Origin of the sequence: Streptomyces sp. NPDC020875 (genome assembly GCF_040641415.1) — a bacterium.
Taxonomy (GTDB): Bacteria; Actinomycetota; Actinomycetes; order Streptomycetales; family Streptomycetaceae; genus Streptomyces.
Window position 1 is genome coordinate 58,714 of sequence record NZ_JBFADP010000036.1, and the last position, 19,804, is coordinate 78,517.

21 protein-coding genes are annotated in these 19,804 nt (G+C 72.9%); 11 read left to right on the forward strand and 10 right to left on the reverse strand.

Annotation, left to right across the window (positions count from 1 at the left end):
• Positions 1–59: 59 nt before the first annotated feature.
• The 4 genes from AB0G74_RS21365 to lnt all read left to right on the forward strand — a co-directional run bounded on the left by AB0G74_RS21365 (position 60) and on the right by lnt (position 3,957).
• A complete protein-coding gene (locus AB0G74_RS21365) occupies positions 60–248 on the forward strand; it encodes a hypothetical protein (RefSeq protein WP_358826047.1) in 189 nt (62 codons plus the stop codon).
• A gap of 139 nt (positions 249–387) precedes the next feature.
• Entirely contained in the window at positions 388–1,581 is a 1,194-nt protein-coding gene (locus tag AB0G74_RS21370; RefSeq protein WP_361148525.1) for a methyltransferase, read from the forward strand.
• Between the two features lie 56 nt (positions 1,582–1,637).
• Entirely contained in the window at positions 1,638–2,081 is a 444-nt protein-coding gene (locus AB0G74_RS21375) for a nuclear transport factor 2 family protein (protein WP_361148527.1), read from the forward strand.
• Positions 2,082–2,409: 328 nt separating this feature from the next.
• Entirely contained in the window at positions 2,410–3,957 is a 1,548-nt protein-coding gene (gene lnt, locus AB0G74_RS21380; RefSeq protein ID WP_361148529.1) for an apolipoprotein N-acyltransferase, read from the forward strand.
• A gap of 35 nt (positions 3,958–3,992) precedes the next feature.
• Here the strand turns inward: lnt and AB0G74_RS21385 are convergent, their stop codons facing one another.
• Together AB0G74_RS21385 and AB0G74_RS21390 are read right to left on the reverse strand one after the other, a co-directional pair.
• Positions 3,993–4,898, reverse strand: coding sequence for a Gfo/Idh/MocA family oxidoreductase (locus tag AB0G74_RS21385; protein WP_361148531.1), 906 nt, complete (start codon positions 4,896–4,898; stop codon positions 3,993–3,995).
• Positions 4,899–4,981: 83 nt separating this feature from the next.
• Entirely contained in the window at positions 4,982–6,175 is a 1,194-nt protein-coding gene (locus tag AB0G74_RS21390; protein ID WP_361148533.1) for an FAD-dependent monooxygenase, read from the reverse strand.
• Between the two features lie 81 nt (positions 6,176–6,256).
• Between AB0G74_RS21390 and AB0G74_RS21395 the strand changes: the two genes are divergently transcribed.
• Both AB0G74_RS21395 and AB0G74_RS21400 read left to right on the forward strand, forming a co-directional pair.
• Positions 6,257–6,892 carry a TetR/AcrR family transcriptional regulator gene (locus tag AB0G74_RS21395; protein ID WP_361148535.1) on the forward strand — a complete coding sequence of 212 codons (636 nt, stop codon included), beginning with the start codon at positions 6,257–6,259 and terminating at the stop codon, positions 6,890–6,892.
• A gap of 97 nt (positions 6,893–6,989) precedes the next feature.
• Positions 6,990–7,442, forward strand: coding sequence for a hypothetical protein (locus AB0G74_RS21400; RefSeq protein ID WP_361148537.1), 453 nt, complete (start codon positions 6,990–6,992; stop codon positions 7,440–7,442).
• Positions 7,443–7,536: 94 nt separating this feature from the next.
• Here AB0G74_RS21400 and AB0G74_RS21405 read toward each other — a convergent pair whose 3' ends face one another.
• The 7 genes from AB0G74_RS21405 to AB0G74_RS21435 all read right to left on the reverse strand — a co-directional run bounded on the left by AB0G74_RS21405 (position 7,537) and on the right by AB0G74_RS21435 (position 13,946).
• Entirely contained in the window at positions 7,537–7,974 is a 438-nt protein-coding gene (locus AB0G74_RS21405) for a hypothetical protein (RefSeq protein WP_361148591.1), read from the reverse strand.
• Between the two features lie 296 nt (positions 7,975–8,270).
• On the reverse strand, positions 8,271–8,954 hold the full coding sequence (locus AB0G74_RS21410) for a uracil-DNA glycosylase (protein ID WP_361148539.1): 684 nt from the start codon (positions 8,952–8,954) through the stop codon (positions 8,271–8,273).
• Positions 8,955–9,068: 114 nt separating this feature from the next.
• Complete coding sequence (locus AB0G74_RS21415; protein ID WP_361148541.1) at positions 9,069–10,646, reverse strand: ABC transporter substrate-binding protein; 1,578 nt, start codon at positions 10,644–10,646, stop codon at positions 9,069–9,071.
• Positions 10,647–10,829: 183 nt separating this feature from the next.
• Positions 10,830–11,630, reverse strand: a complete 801-nt coding sequence (locus AB0G74_RS21420; protein WP_361148543.1) for an SDR family oxidoreductase — start codon at positions 11,628–11,630, stop codon at positions 10,830–10,832.
• A gap of 14 nt (positions 11,631–11,644) precedes the next feature.
• Complete coding sequence (gene fabG, locus AB0G74_RS21425; protein ID WP_361148545.1) at positions 11,645–12,406, reverse strand: 3-oxoacyl-ACP reductase FabG; 762 nt, start codon at positions 12,404–12,406, stop codon at positions 11,645–11,647.
• A gap of 260 nt (positions 12,407–12,666) precedes the next feature.
• On the reverse strand, positions 12,667–13,050 hold the full coding sequence (locus AB0G74_RS21430; RefSeq protein WP_361148547.1) for a DUF3037 domain-containing protein: 384 nt from the start codon (positions 13,048–13,050) through the stop codon (positions 12,667–12,669).
• The gene (locus AB0G74_RS21435) at positions 13,047–13,946 is read right to left on the reverse strand and encodes a HipA family kinase (RefSeq protein ID WP_361148549.1); all 900 of its coding nucleotides are present in this window, start codon (positions 13,944–13,946) and stop codon (positions 13,047–13,049) included. The genes AB0G74_RS21430 and AB0G74_RS21435 overlap by 4 nt, the downstream gene beginning before the upstream one ends.
• Positions 13,947–14,268: 322 nt before the next feature.
• Between AB0G74_RS21435 and AB0G74_RS21440 the strand changes: the two genes are divergently transcribed.
• The 3 genes from AB0G74_RS21440 (at position 14,269) to AB0G74_RS21450 (ending at position 15,734) form a co-directional block, all read left to right on the forward strand.
• Positions 14,269–15,138: a lytic polysaccharide monooxygenase gene (locus AB0G74_RS21440; protein ID WP_361148551.1), complete on the forward strand. Its 870-nt coding sequence runs from the start codon at positions 14,269–14,271 to the stop codon at positions 15,136–15,138.
• A gap of 252 nt (positions 15,139–15,390) precedes the next feature.
• Entirely contained in the window at positions 15,391–15,582 is a 192-nt protein-coding gene (locus tag AB0G74_RS21445) for a hypothetical protein (protein ID WP_361148553.1), read from the forward strand.
• Entirely contained in the window at positions 15,579–15,734 is a 156-nt protein-coding gene (locus AB0G74_RS21450; RefSeq protein WP_361148555.1) for a DUF6126 family protein, read from the forward strand. Before AB0G74_RS21445 ends, AB0G74_RS21450 begins: the two co-directional genes overlap by 4 nt.
• Before the next feature lie 70 nt (positions 15,735–15,804).
• Here AB0G74_RS21450 and AB0G74_RS21455 read toward each other — a convergent pair whose 3' ends face one another.
• Positions 15,805–16,464, reverse strand: a complete 660-nt coding sequence (locus tag AB0G74_RS21455) for a GntR family transcriptional regulator (protein ID WP_361148557.1) — start codon at positions 16,462–16,464, stop codon at positions 15,805–15,807.
• A gap of 118 nt (positions 16,465–16,582) precedes the next feature.
• On the opposite strand from AB0G74_RS21455, the gene lhgO reads away from it, so the two are divergent.
• Complete coding sequence (gene lhgO, locus AB0G74_RS21460) at positions 16,583–17,830, forward strand: L-2-hydroxyglutarate oxidase (RefSeq protein ID WP_361148559.1); 1,248 nt, start codon at positions 16,583–16,585, stop codon at positions 17,828–17,830.
• A 142-nt stretch (positions 17,831–17,972) separates the two neighbouring features.
• Positions 17,973–19,394 carry an MFS transporter gene (locus AB0G74_RS21465; protein ID WP_361148561.1) on the forward strand — a complete coding sequence of 474 codons (1,422 nt, stop codon included), beginning with the start codon at positions 17,973–17,975 and terminating at the stop codon, positions 19,392–19,394.
• Positions 19,395–19,804 lie beyond the last annotated feature (410 nt).

A 19,804-nucleotide genomic window follows, 5' to 3' on the forward strand; every position in this document is an offset into this window, starting at 1 on the left:
AGGCGTTCGGGGAGTGCGGCGGGGGTTCACGTCCGTCCCGGAGGCCGTAATCTGAAGTCATGTCCCCCCTTCAACGCGAGTCCGAGGCCGTCGTGCCGTCGGCGTCCGCCCAGTCCGCCGCAGAGCTGAACGCCCGTATCCGGGAGCTGTGGGCGGACGGACGGCTGCCCGAGGAGCGGCGCGGGGAGTACGAGGCCCTCGTACTGAAGTGGGCGACGGCGCTGGAGCACATCGAGCGCGCCGCCTGAGCCACCGCGCCGGACCCGGTCCGAGCCGAGTGACCGAGCGGGCGACAAGGCGACCGGGCCAGGCGATGAGCGGCCCGGTCGACCGGCCGCGGCCGTCCGGTTCGGTGCCCCGCCCCGGTGCGGCTAGCCTGACTGCACGATGAACCGTCTGACCACGCCCTGGGGCGAGCTCGCCCTCACCCGCTTCCCCGAGGACCCCCGCGACCAGTTGCGCGCCTGGGACGCCGCCGACGACTATCTGCTGCGGCACCTCGCCGACGAGGGGACGGACCTCTCGGGATCGCTGGTCGTCCTCGGCGACCGCTGGGGCGCGCTGACCACGGCACTCGCCGGACACGGACCCGTCCAGCTCACCGACTCCTATCTGGGGCGGCGGGCCACCGAGGCCAATCTGGCCCGGACCGGGACGGACACCTCGGCGGTGGCCCTGCGGACCGTACGCGACGAACCGCCGGACCGGATCGACGTCCTGCTGATCCGGGTGCCCAAGAGCCTGGCGCTGCTGGAGGACCAGCTGCACCGGCTGGCCCCGGCGATCCACCCGGGCACCGTCGTGGTCGGGACCGGGATGGTAGACGAGATCCACACCTCCACCCTGCGGCTCTTCGAACGGATCGTCGGGCCGACCCGGACCTCCCTCGCCGTCCGCAAGGCGCGGCTGATCTTCTGTACGCCCGATCCGGCGCTGCCCCGCTCCCCGAGCCCCTGGCCGCTGCGGTACGCCCTGCCGGACGGCATCGGGGCCATGGCCGACCGTACGGTCACCAACCACGCCGGTGTCTTCTGCGCCGACCGGCTGGACATCGGGACCCGGTTCTTCCTCGGTACGCTCCCGGCGCCGCGCGGCCCGGTCGACGTGATCGACCTGGGATGCGGCAACGGGGTGGTCGGCACGGCGGTGGCCGTGGCCTCCCCGGGCGCGTCGGTGACCTTCGCCGACGAGTCGTACTCGGCCGTGGCGTCGGCCCGGGAGACCTACCACGACAACGTCCCCGACGGCGCCGGGCGGGCCGCGTTCGTGGTGGGCGACGGCCTCGCCGGGCTGCCGGACGATTCGGCCGATCTGGTGCTCTGCAATCCGCCCTTCCACTCCCACCGGGCGACCACCGACACCACCGCCCGGCGGATGTTCGGCGACGCCCGGCGGGTGCTGCGGCCCGGCGGCGAGCTGTGGGTGGTCGGCAACCGCCATCTGGGCTACCACGTCCGGCTGCGCCGGATCTTCGGCGGCTGCGAGACCGTGGCGGGCCATCCCAAGTTCGTGGTGCTGCGGGCCGTGGCCCCGGCGCCGGCATCCCCGGCGAATCGCGGACCGCGGACCGGGACGCGCTGAGCGACCCGACCCGCACGGGTCTTGGCCTCCGGGTGCCGCTGCCGGAGACTTGGCCGATGACACAGCGCGTGGATCTTTCGACCGTGATGGACCGGCTGGCCATCGACGACCTGGTCACGGGGTACGCGGTGGCCGTGGACGACGGGGACTGGGGCGCCTTCCGGGCGCTCTTCACCGACGACGGCCGGGCGGACTACCGGTCGGCGGGCGGCGCCGAGGGCCCGGCGGCCGAGATCGCCCGGTGGCTGGCGGACACCCTGACCGACGTCCCCGTCCGCCAGCACCTGATCGCCAACCGCCGGGTGGACATCGAGGATCTGGGCGGCTATCCGGGTGACCGGGCCGAGCTGCGAGCGGACTACGTCTCCCCGATGCGGCTGGCCGCGGGAACGGATCTGGTCACCGGTGGCCGCTATCACTTCACCCTGGTCAGGACCGGTTCGGGCTGGCGGGTGAGCGCCGTCGTGGTCGAGGAACGCTGGCGGCGGGGCCCGGCCTGAGCCGCCGGGCGGCGTCCGGCGGAGGGGCGCCGGCCCGGTACGGCACCAAGCGGCGCTCCTCCAACCGGCGCCGCCCGGACCGGCGTACGCGAACCGGCCGCCCGCACGAACCGGGCCCCTCCGCCGTAGGCGAGCCGTCCCCGGCCCGTGTGCTCCGTCGGCTCGCCCGGCGGGGGAACAACGCGGGGAGACCGACCGCCGTGAGCCGTGTCCGGGGGCGCCACCGGCCGTCCCGGGCCAGACTGTGGGCTTACGGGGCCGGGCCCGTCGCGGCCCCGGCCGCGAGTCCCGGCCACGGTGGCGGCCACGGGACGGGAGGAGGTCCCGTATGCGGATTCCGGGCGGCCGGTGGCGTACCGTCGCCGCGCCCCTCGCGGGTGCGCTGCCGGTGTTCGCCTTCCCCGTACCGTCGCTGTGGTGGTCGGCGTACGCGGCCCTCGTCCCCTGGCTGCTGCTGTTGCGGACCGCGCCGACCGGCCGCCGGGCGGCGTACGAGGGGTGGCTCGGCGGAACCGGTTTCCTGATCGCCGTCCACAGCTGGCTCGTGCCGAGTCTGCATGTCTTCATCGTGGTGCTGGCGGCGCTGCTGGGGCTGTTGTGGGCGCCGTGGGGGTGGCTCGTCCATGCCTGGCTGGGCCGTCGGGACGGCTCGGGGGAGCCGTCGGCGGCGCGCGCCACGGCGGCCGTCGCCGTCGTCCCCTCGGGCTGGCTGCTGATCGAGCTGGTCCGCTCCTGGCAGGGGCTCGGCGGTCCCTGGGGTCTGCTGGGCGCCTCCCAGTGGCAGTTCTCACCCGCCCTGCGGCTGGCGTCCGCCGGAGGGGTGTGGCTGCCGAGTCTGCTGGTGGTGGCGGTGAATACCGCGATCGTCGTACTGATCGCCGTCCCCCGGGCGCGCCGGGCGACCGCCGCCGTGACCGTGGCGGGCGCCCTTGCGGCCGGGTCGGTCGTGGCGTGGTCGCCTCGGCCGCGCCCCGGCGGTACGGCGCGGATCGCGGTGGTCCAGCCGGGCGTGATCCACGGCGTGGAGGCCCGGTTCGACCGGGGGGAGCGGCTGACGTACGGCCTGGCCGGGCGGCGGCTCGATCTGGTGGTGTGGGGCGAGAGCAGTGTCGGGGCGGATCTGTCGGTCCGGCCGGACCTGACGGCCCGGCTGGCGGCGCTCTCCCGGGCGGTGGGCGCCGATCTGCTGGTGAACACGGACGCTCGGCGCACCGGCACCGGCACCGGCACCGGCACCGGCACCGGCGGCGGTATCTACAAGAGCGCCATTCTGGTGGGGCCCTCGGGACTGACCGGGCAGCGGTACGACAAGATGCGGCTGGTGCCGTTCGGGGAGTACATCCCGTTCCGTTCGGCGCTCGGCTGGGTGACGGCGCTGGGCCGGGCGGCCCGGGAGAACCGGCTGCGGGGGACGCGTCAGGTGGTGATGGAGCTGCCACCGGGCCCCGGCGATCCCGCGGGGCTGCGGATCGGCCCGCTGATCTGCTTCGAGACCGCGTTCCCCGATATGAGCCGCGATCTGGTCCGGGACGGCGCGCGGGTCCTCACCGCCCAGTCGTCGACGTCGACGTTCCAGCACACCTGGGCCCCGGCGCAGCACGCGTCACTGGCCGCGCTGCGGGCCGCCGAGACGGGCCGCCCGATGGTGCACGCGACCCTGACCGGGATCAGCGCCGCCTTCGGTCCCGACGGCGGCCCGGTCGGTCCCCGGCTGCCGGTGGACGCCTCCACGGCCGTGGTCTACGAGGTCCCGCTGGCGACGGGGACGACGGCGTTCGTCCGGTTCGGCAACTGGGTCGTGTTCGCGGCCGGTGGGGTGCTGGCGCTGGCGGGGATCTCGGCGCTCGTCCGGCGGCGCGGCGGGCGAACGCCCTGAACCAGTCGGCGGCCCCGGGACCGGGGCCGCCGGTGTCACCGGGCCTGTTCGAGGGCGCGGACGACCACCTGTTCGCAGAGTTCATGGGTGTGCAGGGCGTCCCAGGCGTCGAGCACCCGCCCCTCACGAACCGTGTCGAGGAAGGCGAGGACGGCCTGTTCGATGCCGCGCTGCCGGGCGACGGGCACCCAGTCGCCCCGGCGCCGTACGCTCGGCTGCCCCTTGTGGTCGACGATCTCCGCCAGATTGCGCACCTCGCGCTTGGTGTCCTGGCCGGAGACCTCCAGGATCTCCTCGACCGATCCGCTCATGTGGTTCATCGTGCCGATGGCGGTGAAGCCGTCGCCGGAGAGCTGGAGGACGACATGGTGCAGCAGCCCGTCCTCGATCCGGGCGCGGACGTCGGTATGGGTGATGGTGCCCGGGGCCAGGAAGCGGAGGGTGTCGACGACATGGATGAAGTCGTCGAAGACGAAGACCCGGGGGTCCTCGGGGAGGCCGACCCGGTTCTTCTGCATCAGGATCAGATCGCGCGGATGATCGGCGCACTGGGCGTACGCCGGGGCGAGCCGGCGGTTGAAGCCGACGGTGAGGGTCGTGCCCCGGGCCTCGGCCAGCTCCACCAGCCGCCGCGCGTCGGCGATCTCGTAGGCCAGCGGCTTGTCGACGTAGGTCGGGATCCCGGCTTCGAGGAGGGCGGTCACGATCGCGGCGTGGCTGGCCGTAGGCGCGTGGACGAAGGCCGCGTCGGGCGCGGCGGCGATCAGCGACTCCAGGTCGGTGTGGCGCGCCCCGGCGGGGACGCGGTAGTCGTCGCCCACCCGGGCGAGGGTGGCGGGGGTCCGGGTCTGGAGGTGGAGTTCGACGCCCGGAAGGGTGCCGAGGACGGGCAGATACGCCTTTCGGGCGATGTCGCCGAGTCCGATGCAGCCGACCTTCACTGAGCCTCCCGTTGCCACCGCCGACCGCCGTCGGCCCCTCGCCGCGGTGCCGTCCGGTCATCTGTACGGGACCGGCCGGACCGTCACCCGTTCCGGGTCCGGTCAGCATACGTGCGGCCCGGTGGCCGCCAGTCGGCGATCCCGTCGAAGCCCCGCAGGGCGGCACCGGGGCCCAACCGGGCGGCGAGGGCGATCAGGTTCTCCCGGAGGGCTACGGCGGGGCCGGCGCCGAGCGACTGGATCCGGCAGAGCCGGGCCGCCTTGCGGACCACGGCGGTGGTGCGGGGCAGCCGGTCGGCGGTGTACGCGGCGAGGGCGGCGCCCTGGTCGGTGTCGGGGGCGCAGTGGTGGGCGAGGACGACGGCGTCCTCGATCGCCTGGTTGCCGCCCTGGCCGAGGGTGGGGGCCATGGCGTGGGCGGCGTCGCCGATCAGCACGGTCCGGCCGCGGTGGAAGGCGGGCAGCGGATCGGTCAGGTGGTGGACGTCGTGGCGGAGTACGCCGTCGGGCGCGGCCGCGGCGACGAGGGCCGGGATCGGGTCGTGCCAGTCGCCGTACCGGCGCAGCAGTTCGGCCTTCTCGTCGGGCGCGCGGGTTCCGGCGGGGGCGAGGGCCGCCGCGTAGGCGTAGATCCGGCCGTCCTTCATGGGCTGGCTGCCCCAGATCCGGCCGGGGCCCCAGGTCTCGTGCGGCTGGATGCCGCCGGGGAGGCCGGGGACGACGACGCGCCAGCTGGTGAAGCCGGAGTAGCGGGGTCCGGGGTGGGCGGGGAAGAGGAACCGGCGTACTCCGGAGTGGATGCCGTCGGCGCCGACGACCAGGTCGGCCTCCTCCTCGGCGTCCCCGACGGCGACCACGGCCGGGCGTCCCCCGGCGGTCCCGGGGTCGGTGACCCGGGCGGCGGTCCCGGTCCTGACCGCGTCGTCGGGCAGCCGGGTGAGGATCCGGTCCAGCAGGGTGGCGCGGTGCAGCAGCACCATGGGGCCGCCGTAGCGGGCGGCGAGCGCCTCGCCGCTGGTCCTGGCCAGCCATCGGCCGGCGGGGGTGCGCAGTCCGCCGTCGCCCTGCCAGGCGGCGAGGGCACGGATCTCGTCGCCGAGTCCGACGGTGTCGAGGGCGCGCTGGGCGTTGGGGGCGAGACCGATTCCGGCCCCGACGGGTTCGAGGTCGGCGGCCCGTTCCAGCACGGTGACCCGCCAGCCGCGCCGGTGGAGGGCGACGGCCGCGGTCAGTCCGCCGACTCCGCCGCCGATCACCAGGGCGCGCCGCTCCGGCATGATGACTCCTCACAGGTCGACTACAGCTGTAGTGGAACGGCACGGTACTACAGCTGTAGTGGGGGCGGTAGATTGGCCGGTATGACGCCCCGTATCCCCGCCGGACCGACCCGACCGGCACCCGCCGCGTCCCGAGCCGGGCTGATCGCCGACACGACCCTGCGGCTGCTGGCCGAACGGGGCATGCGCGGGCTCACCCACCGCGCCGTGGACGAGGCCGCGGGCCTCCCGCAGGGCTCGACCTCCAATACCGCCCGGACCCGGCTCGCCCTGCTGGAGATCGCGGTACGGCGGCTCGGGGAACGCGAGGGCGCCGCCCTCGGGATCCATGAACTCCCCGCGCCCGCCGCCGGTCCGGCGGCCGTCGCCGACGCGCTGGCGGTCGCCCTCCACCACTGTCTGCTCCACCACCGGGACCTGGCGGTGGCCCGCTACGAGCTGGCCCTGGAGGCCACCCGCCGCCCCGAACTGAGGGCCGTCTACGACGCCACCGGCGCCCGGCTGCGCGCCCCGCTGATCGCCCTGCTCACCGGGGCCGGGTCGACCGCGCCCGAACGGCACGCCCTCTCCCTGATCGCCTGGACGGACGGCCTGCTGTTCAGCTGCACGGCCGGTTCGTACCAGGCGGAGGTCCCGGGACTCGACGAGCTGCGGACGGGCTTCGCGGAGCTGCTCGGCGGCATGCTCGGCGCTCCGGGGCGCCCGGCCGCGGGCTGAGCCCGTCGCACGGCCGGAGCAGCCGCGGCTCACTCGTACGAAGCAAACTCCGCGCGTGCGACGGCGTGTTCGCCTCCGGGCCCGCCAGAGTGGCGGGGTGCCCCCGACGACGAATGCCGCCATCACCCTGGGCACGCTCACCTTCTGGGCCGCCGCGGGCCTCGCGGTCACCGGCTGTGTGAGTGTGTCGCCCGCCGATCCGCCGCGATCCGGCCCCGCGCCCCGGACGAACGCCCCGTCTCCCGTCGTCGTACGGCCCCATATCGTCCGTCAGCCCGCGGTGGAGTCCCTGGACCGGGCGCCCGGGCCCGCCCCGTCCTCCTCCGCGCGCCCGGCCGCGCCGCCCCGGCCGGACCGTCCCGTGCCGCCCGCCGCCGGCGCCCGGACCGTCCCCGACGACCGCCCGCGCCGGGTACCGCCCCGCCGCCCCCCGGCCCTCCGGGTGACGCCGGACGCGGTCCCGGACGTCTGCGGTCTGGCGGAGACCTACGGCGGCTGGCCGCCCGACAGCCCCCAGGCCCGGATCTGCCGGGACGCGGCCCGCCGCTGACCGGCGCCGCCACGGGCCCGGCGGCCACCCCCGGCGCACGGCGGGGAACGGCCGGGCGCCGGGGAGCCCGTTGCCGGTACGGCGCCGGGTCCGGTCAGCTCCCGCGCGACGGGCCGCCGTCCGGGTCGAGGCGGCGGGTCAGCCGGTCGAGCGCCCGGCGGACCCCGGGGGCGTAGTCGTCGTCGGCCGGATCACCGAGGGCTCCCAGCGCCGCCCGCGCCCGGTCGAGATGGAGCCGGGCCACCTCCGGGTGGTCCAGCCGCAGATAGTCGGCGGCCAGATCGAGATGGAGTACGGGCCGGAGCGCGCGAAGCTCCCGTCCGGCCGGTTCCGCCGGGTCGGCCGGAGCGCTCTCGGCCGCCGCGAGGGCCCGCAGGTCCCAGGCGAGCGTATCGCCGGGATCGTCCTGGGCGTCCGCGAGATAGCGGGCGAGCGTACAGCGGTGGAGGGCGGCACCGGACTCGCCGATCTCCGCCCAGAGCGCGCCGAACCGCTGCCGGGCCTCCTCCCGGTCGCCGCCGTGCAGCAGCATGGCCGTCTGCCCGATCCGGGTCCCGAGGGCGTCGTCGTACGCCTGCTGGGTCACCACTGCCTCCCGCGCCTCGACGGGCGGCACCGCGAAGGGCCGTCCGCCCCGCCGGTGCCGCCGGTTCCACTGGAAGCGACGGTAACCGCAGAACGCCGCGAACCGGGGCAGGCCGGGCGGCAGGACCCGCCCCTGCGGATAGCAGCCGCCGACCACAGGGCCCCGGCCCCGTACCGCGAAACAGGGCGGCCCGTGTGCCCCGCCCGCGGGACGAGCCGGGCACACGGGCCGCCCGGAGGAGGTCAGCCCAGGTCGGGGATGCGCCAGTCGATCGACTCATGGCCCTGGGCCGCGACCGCCTCGTTGATCTGGGTGAAGGGGTGCGAGCCGAAGAACTTCTTCGCCGACAGCGGCGAGGGGTGCGCCCCCTTCACCACCACATGCCGCTCCTCGTCGATCAGCGGCAGCTTCTTCTGCGCGTAGTTCCCCCAGAGGACGAAGACCGCCGGGTCGGGCCGCTCGGCCACGGCCCTGATCACCGCGTCCGTCACCTTCTCCCAGCCCTTGCCCTTGTGGGAGTTGGCCTCCCCGCCCCGGACCGTGAGCACCGCGTTCAGCAGCAGGACGCCCTGCTCCGCCCAGGGCATCAGATAGCCGTTGTCGGGGACGGGCAGCCCCAGCTCCGCGTGCAGCTCCTTGTAGATGTTCCGGAGCGACGGGGGGACCTTCACCCCGGGCCGCACCGAGAAGCAGAGGCCGTGGCCCTGCCCCTCACCGTGGTACGGGTCCTGGCCGAGCACGAGGACCTTCACCCGGTCGTACGGCGTGGCCTCCAGGGCGGCGAAGACCTCCTCGCGCGGCGGATACACCGGCCCCTTGGCCCGCTCCTCCTCGACGAACTCGGTCAGCTCCTTGAAATAGGGCTTCTGCAGCTCGTCGCCGAGGACTCCCCGCCAGGACTCGGGCAGCAGGTCGGTGTCGGTCACGTCAAGAACCTCCGGAAAGCGATGTGTTACCGAACACAGAACCTACCGGGGCCCACTGACAACGGTCCTGCCAACCGGAAACTTCCTGGTCGGCGGGGTGGGGGAGGGTGTGGATCACCACTCGCCCTTACGGAACAGCTCCCACATCAGCATCACGGTCTGCGGGTCCATGGCACGGTCGGCGCCGCCGATCTCGTCGGTGGTGGCGACATACAGCTTGCCCTGCCAGAGCGGCAGATGCCGGACGTCCTCGACGAAGATCTCCTGGGCCCGGCCGAACTGCTTCGCCACCGCGCCGCGGTCGCTCTCGCGCCGCGCCTCCGGCAGCAGTGTGTCGGTGATCTCGGGGCTGTCGTAAGGGGTGTTCAGCGCGTTCCGCACGCCGACGAAGGGGGCGACGAAGTTGTCCGGGTCCGGGAAGTCGGGGAACCAGCCGCGGCCGAAGGCCGGGTACTTCCCTGCCGCGTACCCCCGCTGGAACTCCGCCCACGGCTTGCCCCGCACGGTGACCTCGAAGAGGCCGGTGGCCTCCAGCTGCCGCTTGATCTCGGCGAACTCCGCCGCCGTCGCGGTGCCGTACCGGTCGGTCGTGTACCAGAACTCCAGCTCGACGGGGGTGTCGATACCGGCGTCCCGGAGGATCTTCCGCGCCTTCTTCGTATCGGGCTCCCCGTAGACGTCGAAGAACTTGGTGGTGTGCCCCGTTATGCCCTTGGGGATCATCGAGTACAGCGGCTCCGCGGTGCCCCGGTAGACGGTGCCGACGAGCCGGCCGCGGTCGATGACCTGGGCGATCGCCCGGCGGACCGCGAGCTTTCCGACCACCGGGTCCTCGGCGTTGAAGACCAGGTAGCGGATGTCGGAGCCGACCGTCTCCACCAGCCGCAGATGGTTGTACTCCGGCATGCCCTTCTGGAGTTCGGTGACCTCGTCGGCGGTCAGACCGCGGTAGACCGCGTCGATCTGCCGGATCGCCAGCGCGTTGATCATCTCATCGGACTTCTTGAAGTACCGGATGGTCACGGAATCGTTTTTGCGGTCGGCGAACCCGTTGTAGTCGGGGTTCTTGGCGAGTTCGGCCCGGTCGCCCTTGGCGTAGGAGCTGAGGACGTACGGCCCCGATCCGGTCAGCTTCCCGTCGGCCCGGAGCCGGTCGGCCGGGTACTCGCCCGGCGGCACCAGCGACAGGGCGGGGGTGGCCAGGATGAAGGGGAAGGTCGCGTCCGGGGCCTTCAACCGGAAGATCACGATCCGGTCGCCCTGGGTCTCCACGGTGCCCAGCGACCCCAGCAGCGCCTGCGGTCCGGTCTCGGACTTGATGGTGCGGATCCGGTCCACGGTGTGCTTCACGGCCCGGGCGTCCAGCTTCTCCCCGTTGGAGAAGGTCAGATCCCGGCGCAGCTCACAGCGGTAGATCTTGTTGGTGGTGTCGGTGAAGCCACAGGAGGCGGCGTCCGGGCGGGGCGTCGTACTGCCGGTCGGGAAACTGAGGAGGGTCTGGAAGACATTCCGGTACAACTCCCAGGAGCCGTCGTACGCGGCGGCGGGATCGAGGGTGGAGGGCTCACTGATCGTCCCGACGACGATCCGCCGGTTCCCCTCGGCCTCGGCATCGGAGAACAGTCCACATCCGGCCAGGAGGGAGAGGGTCGCCAGGGCCCCCACACCCCGCAGACAGTTCCGGTAGAACACGTGCGCACGCTCCTCGTTCGACCTGGATCCGGCGGACCCCACCGAAGTGCCCCACCGGGTCAACACACGGTTTCCGGCAGGGCATCCGCCTCACGGGGCGACGTCGTCGGGGTCCTGGCGGACCCCTCCGTCCGTGCCGCACGAGGCCGTGCGCGCGTGCGGACACGGCCTCGGCGCGATGGCTCAATGCACTCCGGCTGTGAGGAACATACCGCCGTCCAGGACCAACGTCTGCCCTGTGATCCAATCGGATTGCGCGGAGGTGAGAAACGCGGCGGCGCCCCCGACGTCCCCGGGCACTCCGAGCCGCCCCAGCGGATAGCCCGCGGCGGCCTCCGCCTCCCGTCCTTCGTAGAGCGCCCGGGCGAACCGGGTCTTCACCACGGCGGGCGCGATGGCGTTGACCCGGACCCCGGGGGCGAACTCGTGGGCCAGCTGGAGGGTCAGATTCACCATGGCCGCCTTGCTCATCCCGTACGCGCCCACGAACGGCGACGGCGCGAGCCCGGCCACGGAGGCGATGTTCACGATCGCGCCACCGTGTGCCCGCTGCCAGGCGTGCCAGGTCCGCTGGGCGAAGCCGAGCGCAGAGATCACATTGGTCTCGTAGACCTTGCGGACGACCGCCAGGTCGAGGTCGGCGAGTGGCCCGTAGACCGGATTGGTGCCCGCGTTGTTCACCAGGAAGTCGATCCGCCCGAAGGCGTCCATCACCCGTTCCACGGCCACCGCCCGGTGGGCCTCGTCATGGGCCCGGCCCGCGACGCCGATCACCCGGTCGGGGCCGAGGGCGGCCACCGCCGCCGCGAGCGACTCCTCGTCGCGGCCGGTGATACAGACCCGGTCGCCCCGGGCCACCAGCGCCTCGGCGACGGCGTAGCCGATCCCCCGGCTGCCGCCGGTGACCAGGGCGACCCGCCCGCTGTCGGGAACCGGCGCCTCGGCCTTCCCGGCCGCCCCCGGCGTCGTCGTGTCGTTCGGCATGGTCGCTCCTCCGGTCAGTCGAGCGGTCCGCCCGCGACGTACAGCACCTGTCCCGAGACGAATCCGGTGTCGTCACCCGCGAAGAACGCGATGGCCCCGGCGACGTCCTCCGGACGGCCGACCCGCTGAACCGGGATCCGGGTGGCGGCGGCGGCCTGGAATTCCTCGAAGCCCATGCCGACCCGGGCGGCCGTCTGGGCGGTCATCTCGGTGGCGATGAAGCCGGGGGCGACCGCGTTCGCGGTGATCCCGAACTTCCCCAGCTCCTTCGCGAGCGTCTTGGTGAACCCCTGGAGTCCGGCCTTCACCGCCGCGTAGTTCGCCTGGCCCCGGTTGCCGAGCGCCGACGACGAGGAGAGCGAGACGATCCGGCCGAACCCGGCGTCGACCATGTACTTCTGACACACCCGGGACATCAGGAACGCGCCCTTCAGATGGACGTTCATCACGGTGTCCCAGTCGGACTCGCTCATCTTGAAGAGGAGGTTGTCACGGAGCACACCCGCGTTGTTGACCAGGACGACGGGCGGGCCCAGCTCCCCGGCGATCCGGGCGACGGCGGCCTCGACCCGGGCCGAGTCCGAGACGTCGCAGCCGACGGCGAGGGCCCGGCCGCCCGCCGCGACGATCTTCCCTACGGTCTCCTCGCAGGCCGCCTCGTCGAGATCGAGCACGGCCACGGCCCGGCCGTCGGCGGCCAGCCGGATCGCGGTGGCCGCGCCGATGCCCCGGGCGGCCCCGGTCACGACGGCGACACGCTGTTCGGTGGTGGACATACTGCTTCTCCTCGCCCTGGGGCGGGGCTCGTCCGGAGGTCCCGTCACGGGTGCCGCCAGAAGGTACGTACCACGCGTACCGGGTACGCCAGCCGGATGAGCGACCGCTTAGTATCGTTCCGCTGACGTGACGCTAGAAGCCGGGGCACCCGGTGTCAACGGCCCACCGGGTGCGCCGGGTCGCGTCCGCCGGGCCGGAGCGGGCGTACGGGCGCGGGCGCCACCGGCGACGGGTATCACCGGCGGGTAGCACCGCGGGCTCAGCGCACCAGCAGCTCCAGCAGCCGGTTCAGCTCGGCTCGGGGATCCGTGGTGAGACCGGTATGGACCGGCCCCGGCTGGACGACCGTGGAACGGGGCGCCACCAGCCAGCGGAACCGGCGCCCCGCGTCGTCCCCGGCGGCCTGCCCGGCCTCGTCCCCGCCCGCGCACACCCCCTCGACGGCGCGCAGCGCGGCCCGTACCCCGGCCGCGTCGGCGGCCGGATCGAGGGCCTTCAGCTTGACCTCGTCCAGCTGGGTGAGGGCCCCGATGAAGGAGTGGCCGCGGCAGTACAGCACGACGCCCGCGTTGAAGCACTCCCCGCGTTCGACCCGGGGCACCACGCGCACCAGCGCGTACTCGAAGACGACCCGCTCGCTCACGCGCCCGCCCCCGCTCCGCCCGTAGGCTCCCCCGCGCCGGACGCGGCTTCGGATCCCTCGGGCGCGGACCCGGCCCGGGTACGCGTCACCGGCAGCCGGCCGACCAGCCAGCCGGGGGCCTGGGACGGCCGGGGCTTCGACGGCTCGTCGAGGACGATCCGCCCGTGGATCGTCGCGACCCGCGACAGCAGGGCCCGCACGTAGGCCCGGCGCACCTCGTCGGTGGAGCCGAAGCCGGGCTCGTCGACCAGCCATTCGTCCGGTACGTCGGCCGTGACCTCCGCCAGCAGCTCCTCGGTGACCAGCGGGGCGAGCGCGTCGGCCGCGGCCGCCATATCGGGCCGGAAGGGGGCGAGGGCATGGTCCGAGGCGTCGTACGGCTTGGCCGCGGACGCCTCGGCGCCGGGCCAGTTGTGGTGCCAGATCATGGTGGCCCCGTGGTCGATCAGCCAGAGGTCGCCGTGCCAGACCAGCAGATTGGGGTTGCGCCAGGAGCGGTCGACATTGTTGATCAGGGCGTCGAACCAGACGACCCGGCCGGCCTCGGCGGGATCCACCTCGTAGGCCAGCGGATCGAAGCCGATGGATCCCGGGAGATAGTCCATTCCGAGGTTCAGGCCGCCACTGGCCTTCAGCAGCTCCTGCACCTCCTGGTCGGGCTCGCCGAGCCCGATCACCGGGTCCAGCTCGATCGCCACCAGTTCGGGAATCCGCAGCCCGAGCCGCCGGGCGAGCTGCCCGCAGATCACCTCGGCGACCAGAGTCTTGCGCCCCTGTCCGGCGCCGGTGAACTTCATGACGTACGTACCGAGGTCGTCGGCCTCGACGATCCCGGGGAGCGAACCGCCTTCACGCAGGGGCGTGACATAGCGGGTCGCTGTCACTTCTGTCAGCATTTCCCCAGGCTATACGGCTGCCCATGCCGCTATTCGACGGAAGCGCGGCGGGCCGTACGGAGGTACGGGCCCGGCGTCCGCGCCCGTAGCGAAGGGGTCGCGCCGCCCGTAGTGAACGGGCCGCGCCGCCCGCAGTGAAGGGGCCGCGCGGGGAGCCGCCGGACAAATTAGTCGGACGTCCGAGCACTTATCTTCTTGCTATTGGTATGTACCAATGCGATCCTGCTGGGGCAGAGCGCACCGGCCCAACACCCCACGTACGGGCCGGTGTTGACGAAGAACTCCCGACGGCCCCCAACACGTACGAGAGTGAGCTGCCATCTTGTCTGCCACACGCCGCCGTATCGCCGCCGCCTCCGCCGTCGCGTCCGCCGCGACGCTGCTGTCGCTGACGCCTTCCCCCGCGACCGCGCACGGCTCCGTTTTCGGCCCGGCCAGCCGGGTGAGCGCCTGTTTCGCCGAAGGACCCGAGACCCCGAAATCCAAGGTCTGCAAGGACCTCGTCGCCGACTCCGGCACCCAGCCCCTGTACGACTGGAACGAGGTGAACATCGCCAACGCCGACGGGAAGCACCAGCAGATCATTCCCGACGGCAAGCTCTGTTCCGCCAACCGCCAGAAGTACCGCGCCCTGGACTGGGCTCGTACCGACTGGCCCGCCACGTCGGTATCCGCGGGCTCCTACAACTTCAACGTCAGGATCACCGCGGCCCATCTGGGCACGATGAAGATGTACATCACCAAGCCGGGCTTCGACCCGACGCAGCCGCTGAAGTGGTCGGACCTCGACGCGACGCCGGTCGCCACGTACTCCACCCCCCGCGCCAGCGACAACGGCTACTACCGGTTCACCGGCAATCTCCCCGCCCGCACCGGCCGCCACATCGTCTACAAGGTGTGGCAGCGCCATGACAGCACCGAGGCGTTCTACGGCTGCTCGGACGTCGTCTACGGCAACGCGTCCGCCGCCACGGCCAAGGCCCCCACCCAGACGGCGATCGACGCGAACGCGTCGCGCTCGACCGTCAGCCACGCCGGGCACGGCGGGGACGAGCACGCCCCCGCACCGGCCTCCGCCGCGACGCAGACCGGCGGACCCTCGACCGCGGTCGCCGTGTCCGCGTCGGCGGGCGCCGCCGCGTTCGCCGTGGGCGCCCTGCTCTTCGGGCGCCGTCGTCAGCGGATGAACTGAACGGCATCCGGCCCGCCTGACACCACCCGGGAGGGGTTCCGCCGCACGTCGTGACGCGGCGGAACCCGTTCCACCACGGCCTCCGCTCCGGCCCGCGCCTCGTCACCGAGGCCACGGGCCGGGCGGAGGCCGCACCCGTGCCGCCCCGTGCCGCCCCGTACGACACCGCCCGGCCGGGGTCGCGCCGGACATCCCGGCGCTAGACTTGCAGAGTTCTGCAATTCACAAGATCGCATCGGCGAGGGAGGCGTAGTGCCGGGATTCGAGGAAGCGGCGCGGGCGCGGGTCCGGCAGGCGCGGGCCGAATTGCTGGCCGCCCGGGAGGCCGGGGACGCCGTGGAAGAGGCATGGGCCGCCGACGAACTGGCCGACGCGCTGCGGACGGTCCGCGATCACGGGGTGAAGCCGGAGGACGGACCGGCGGCGGAAGAGGAACCGTCATGAGCGACGCGGGGAGCGGCCGGGGCGAGGTGGACGAGGAGGAGCGCAAGGAGAAGGGCGTGGCGCTGCGCGTCTTCTTCTATATCTTCGGGACGCACCTGTTCGCCGGTTTCGTCTGGGTCCTCTTCTACGTCGGGCAGCAGGCCCAGAAGTAGCCCTTATCCGCGCGAAGCGACCCGTTCCGACTGCCCGGCGGCACCACGGCGGACCCCGGCACCCGGCGCTTCAGCTCGCGCTCTGCGCGGCCATCACATGATCACGGGCGCCTTCGACATGGGCGGTGATCACCCGGCGCAGCGCCGCCGCGTCACGGTCGCGCAGAGCGTCGACCATCCGCTGGTGTTCCGCGTCGATGCGTTCGAGGTCGTGGCCGGAGCGCACCCAGCGCCTGCTGTACGGCTCCACGAGGTGCAGCAGCTGATCGACGAAGCGGAGCGTGAGCCGGCGCTCCGAGAGGGCGTAGACCCGCCGGTGGAACTCGTAGTTCAGGGACGCCCGGCTCGCGGCGTCGGCGCCCCGGCGGCGCATCTCGTCGGCCAGTTCCTGGAGTTCGTCGATGTCCCGCTCGCGGGCGCCGCGGACGATCTCGTCGGCCAGATGCGGCTCCATCTGGAGCCGTAGTTCGAAGAGTTCGGCGATCTCGCCGCGGCTCAGCTCGGCGACGACCATGCCGCGCTGCGGCTGTACTTCGATCAGCCCTTCGGCCGCCAGCGCATGCAGGGCCTCGCGCAGGGGGATCCGGCTCACCTTCAGTTCCGTCGCCAGCTTCTCCTGCACCAACCGGGTGCCGGGGAGCAGCCCTCCGTCGCGAATGGAGGCGCGTAGTTGTTCGGCGATGACGCCGGCGCTGTTGCTGGTGCTGGGGGTCCGGGCTGCTCGGGTCACCTGATCACTCTATCTCTTGTGTACCCAGGCAGCGGCTGTATACATTCACTTTCCGTTCGCAGCGAATGTATACAGTCGCTGCGCATCCGTCGTTCGCGCCATCGGAAGGGGCTGCCGGATGTCACACGCCGTCGACGTCGCCGTCATCGGAGGAGGGCTGCTCGGGCTCGCCACGGCCCGGGCGCTGCTGCGGGCCCGGCCCGAACTATCCGTCACGGTCCTGGAGAAGGAGGACCACTGGGGCGCCCACCAGTCCGGGCACAACAGCAATGTCATCCACAGCGGGCTGTACTACGCGCCGGGCTCCCTCAAGGCCCGGCTGGCCCGGGCCGGCGGCGAGGCGATGATCCGGTACTGCGAGGAGCACGGGGTGCCCGTCAAGCGCACCGGGAAACTCGTGGTGGCCACGGCCGCGTCCCAGCTCCCCGGCCTGGACGCGCTCGCGCAGCGCGGCCGGGCGAACGGTGTCACCGTCAGCAGGCTGAGCCGGGCCGAGTTCGCCGAACGGGAGCCGCATGTCGCCGGGGTGGCCGCGCTGTCGGTCGCGGATACCGCGATGACCGACTTCGGCGGGGTGTGCCGGGCCCTGGCGGCCGAACTGACGGAGCTCGGCGCCGAACTGCGTACGGAATCACCGGCCCTCTCCTTCACCACCGCCGGGGACCGGACCGTGATCCGCACACCGGGCGGGGAGATCCGGGCCAGGACCCTGGTGAACTGCGCGGGGCTGCACAGCGACAAGATCGCGGCGGCGGCCGGTGACCGTCCGGCGGTACGGATCATGCCCTTCCGCGGCGAGTACGCCGAGATCAGGCCCGGCCGCCGGGGGCTGGTCAACAACCCCGTCTATCCGGTGCCCGACCCCGAACTCCCCTTCCTCGGCGTGCACATCACCCCGATGCTCGACGGCACGGTCCATGTGGGGCCCAACGCCGTACCGGCCCTCGCCCGCCAGGGCTACCGCTGGCGCGACGTCGACCCCCGCCTGGTGGGCGAACTGCTGCGGGACCCGGCCCTGCGCGGTCTCGCCCGGCGCTTCTGGCGGCACGGGGTCACCGAGATCAGCCGGTCGCTGATCTGGCCGCTCTTCGTCCGCGACGTCCGGCGGCTGCTGCCGGAGATCGAGAGCCGCGACATGCGGCGGCACGGCAGCGGGGTCCGAGCCCAGGCGGTCACGGCGGACGGGCGGCTGGTCGACGACTTCGTCATCAGCCGTACGCCGCGCGCCGTCCATGTACTCAACGCGCCGTCCCCCGCGGCCACATCGAGCCTCCACATCGGCAGCCGGATAGCGGCCGACGTGCTGGAACAGCTGGGTCACCAGGATTCCGCCCGAGCCGTACGCCAGGAGTCCGCGGCGGTCTGAACCACCTGCTCCGGCGGCGCGGAACCCCGAACACCCCCACTCTCCGCGTCGCCGAGTACCCGCCCACCGGCGGCAACCCCCCACTCCCCCACCCCCCTCCCCGTCTCTTCCCCTCTCTTTGAACGGTGATCGAGGACAGCACATGGAGCACGCCCCGCAGAAAGCCGCGCAGGACCCCGGAACATCCCCCGCCGTCGCCCGCCGCCGCGTCGCCACCGCCACCATCGTTGGCTCGGCGCTGGAGTGGTACGACTTCTATCTCTACGCCTCCATGGCCGCACTGGTCTTCGGCAAGATCTTCTTCCCGCAGACCGACGACGCGGCCGGCACCATGGCCGCCTTCGCGACCTTCGCGGCCGGATTCCTGGCCCGCCCCCTGGGCGGCGTCCTGTTCGGCCATCTCGCCGACCGCATCGGCCGGCGCAACGTACTGATCATCACCTTCGTCCTGATGGGCGTCTCCACCGGGCTGATCGGCCTGCTGCCCACCTACGAGACCATGGGCGTCGCGGCGCCCGTAGCCCTGGTGGTCCTCCGCATCCTCCAGGGCCTGGGCTCCGGCGCCGAGTACGCCAGCGCCGCGGTGGTCGCCTACGAGCACGCCGACGAGAACCGGCGCGGCCGTCAGGGCGCCTGGCCCGCCCTGGGGCTCAACCTCGGTCTGCTGCTGTCGTCGCTGACCGTCACCCTCCTCACCAGCCTGGACGAGGAGACCCTGCTGAACTGGGCCTGGCGGGTGCCGTTCGTCGCCAGCTTCGCCCTCGCGGGGATCGGCCTGTGGGTACGGCGCCGGGTACCCGAGTCGGGCGACTTCCACCGGAGCAAGGAGAAGCAGGAGCGGGACGCCGCCCCCAAGAAGCTGCCGCTCGTCACCCTGCTGCGGGAGCATCGCCGCGGTCTGCTGGTGGTCCTGGCCGTCTCGCTCGGCTACAACGCCCTCAGCTATATCTTCAAGACCTTCTCCCTGGCCTATCTCGCGGACTTCCAGGACGTTTCGGCGAGCGTCGGCGCGTTCGGCGTCACCCTGGCCAGCGCCACCGCCATCGTCGCCGTACCGTTCTTCGGCTGGGCCAGTGACCGGTTCGGCAGCCGGAAGGTGCTCGCGGGCGGCGGCATCGCCTCGGCCCTCTTCGCCTTCCCGTTCTTCGTCCTGCTCGACACCCGTAACTCGGTGGTGATCTGGCTCTGTCTGATCATCGCGACGGGCATCCTGGCCCCGGCCATGTTCGCCCCGCAGGGTTCCTTCCTCTCCCGGCAGTTCCCGGCGGACGTCCGGGTGAGCGGGGTCGGCACCGGGCGGGAGCTGGGGGCCGCGCTCTCGGGCGGTCTGGCGCCGCTGGCGGCCCTGGCCATCGTCGGCGCCAGCGCGTCACACGCCACCTGGGGTGTCTCCCTCATCCTCGTCGCGGGAGCCGTGGTGGTCGTCATCGGCTCCTTCTGCGACCGGTCCGCGCGTCCGGCCGCCCCGGCCGCCGTACCCGGGGAGCCGGACACCGACCGGCCCGCAGCCCCGGCACCGGACCGGGAGGAGGTCCCGGCGGGCCGCTCGGGCCGCGCGGTCTGACGCCGGAGCCCACCGCGTCCCGTCCGCCGGGCGGATCGGTCCGGACCACACGGTTTGGGCCGATCCGCCCGGTCCACCCGGTCCGCCCGTGACGCCTCGAACCACAAGGCACGCAAAGCACACAAAGCGCAAAAGCATGGCCCATGCATTCCGGCCATGATCGTACGGAAGAGGTCTCCACGGGACAGGTAATCCGGGTGAAATGCGGGTCAACTCCAGGGGTGAACGAGGCCGGAGAGGTGACCTTCGGCCGTACTGACGAGTACCCGGCCCACGAGCCGGGGGTGTGCGGCAGAGTCGGTTCGCCATGCGGGACCGGGATCACCGGTCACCGCTCGGTCCTGTCCCCACCAGGAGGTTCCGATGTCACCCCGAGCACGATCCCGGTCCAGGTCTCGGTTCCGGCTCTC

What these genes read in the sequence shown, in the direction of transcription:
- AB0G74_RS21365 (WP_358826047.1), top strand. Translation starts at nt 60, where the DNA reads ATGTCCCCCCTTCAACGCGAGTCCGAGGCCGTCGTGCCGTCGGCGTCC.
- AB0G74_RS21370 (WP_361148525.1), top strand. Translation starts at nt 388, where the DNA reads ATGAACCGTCTGACCACGCCCTGGGGCGAGCTCGCCCTCACCCGCTTC.
- AB0G74_RS21375 (WP_361148527.1), top strand. Translation starts at nt 1,638, where the DNA reads ATGACACAGCGCGTGGATCTTTCGACCGTGATGGACCGGCTGGCCATC.
- lnt (WP_361148529.1), top strand. Translation starts at nt 2,410, where the DNA reads ATGCGGATTCCGGGCGGCCGGTGGCGTACCGTCGCCGCGCCCCTCGCG.
- AB0G74_RS21390 (WP_361148533.1), bottom strand. Translation starts at nt 6,175, where the DNA reads ATGCCGGAGCGGCGCGCCCTGGTGATCGGCGGCGGAGTCGGCGGACTG.
- AB0G74_RS21395 (WP_361148535.1), top strand. Translation starts at nt 6,257, where the DNA reads ATGACGCCCCGTATCCCCGCCGGACCGACCCGACCGGCACCCGCCGCG.
- AB0G74_RS21405 (WP_361148591.1), bottom strand. Translation starts at nt 7,974, where the DNA reads ATGCTGCTGCACGGCGGCGACCGGGAGGAGGCCCGGCAGCGGTTCGGC.
- AB0G74_RS21420 (WP_361148543.1), bottom strand. Translation starts at nt 11,630, where the DNA reads ATGCCGAACGACACGACGACGCCGGGGGCGGCCGGGAAGGCCGAGGCG.
- fabG (WP_361148545.1), bottom strand. Translation starts at nt 12,406, where the DNA reads ATGTCCACCACCGAACAGCGTGTCGCCGTCGTGACCGGGGCCGCCCGG.
- AB0G74_RS21435 (WP_361148549.1), bottom strand. Translation starts at nt 13,946, where the DNA reads ATGCTGACAGAAGTGACAGCGACCCGCTATGTCACGCCCCTGCGTGAA.
- AB0G74_RS21450 (WP_361148555.1), top strand. Translation starts at nt 15,579, where the DNA reads ATGAGCGACGCGGGGAGCGGCCGGGGCGAGGTGGACGAGGAGGAGCGC.
- lhgO (WP_361148559.1), top strand. Translation starts at nt 16,583, where the DNA reads ATGTCACACGCCGTCGACGTCGCCGTCATCGGAGGAGGGCTGCTCGGG.
- AB0G74_RS21465 (WP_361148561.1), top strand. Translation starts at nt 17,973, where the DNA reads ATGGAGCACGCCCCGCAGAAAGCCGCGCAGGACCCCGGAACATCCCCC.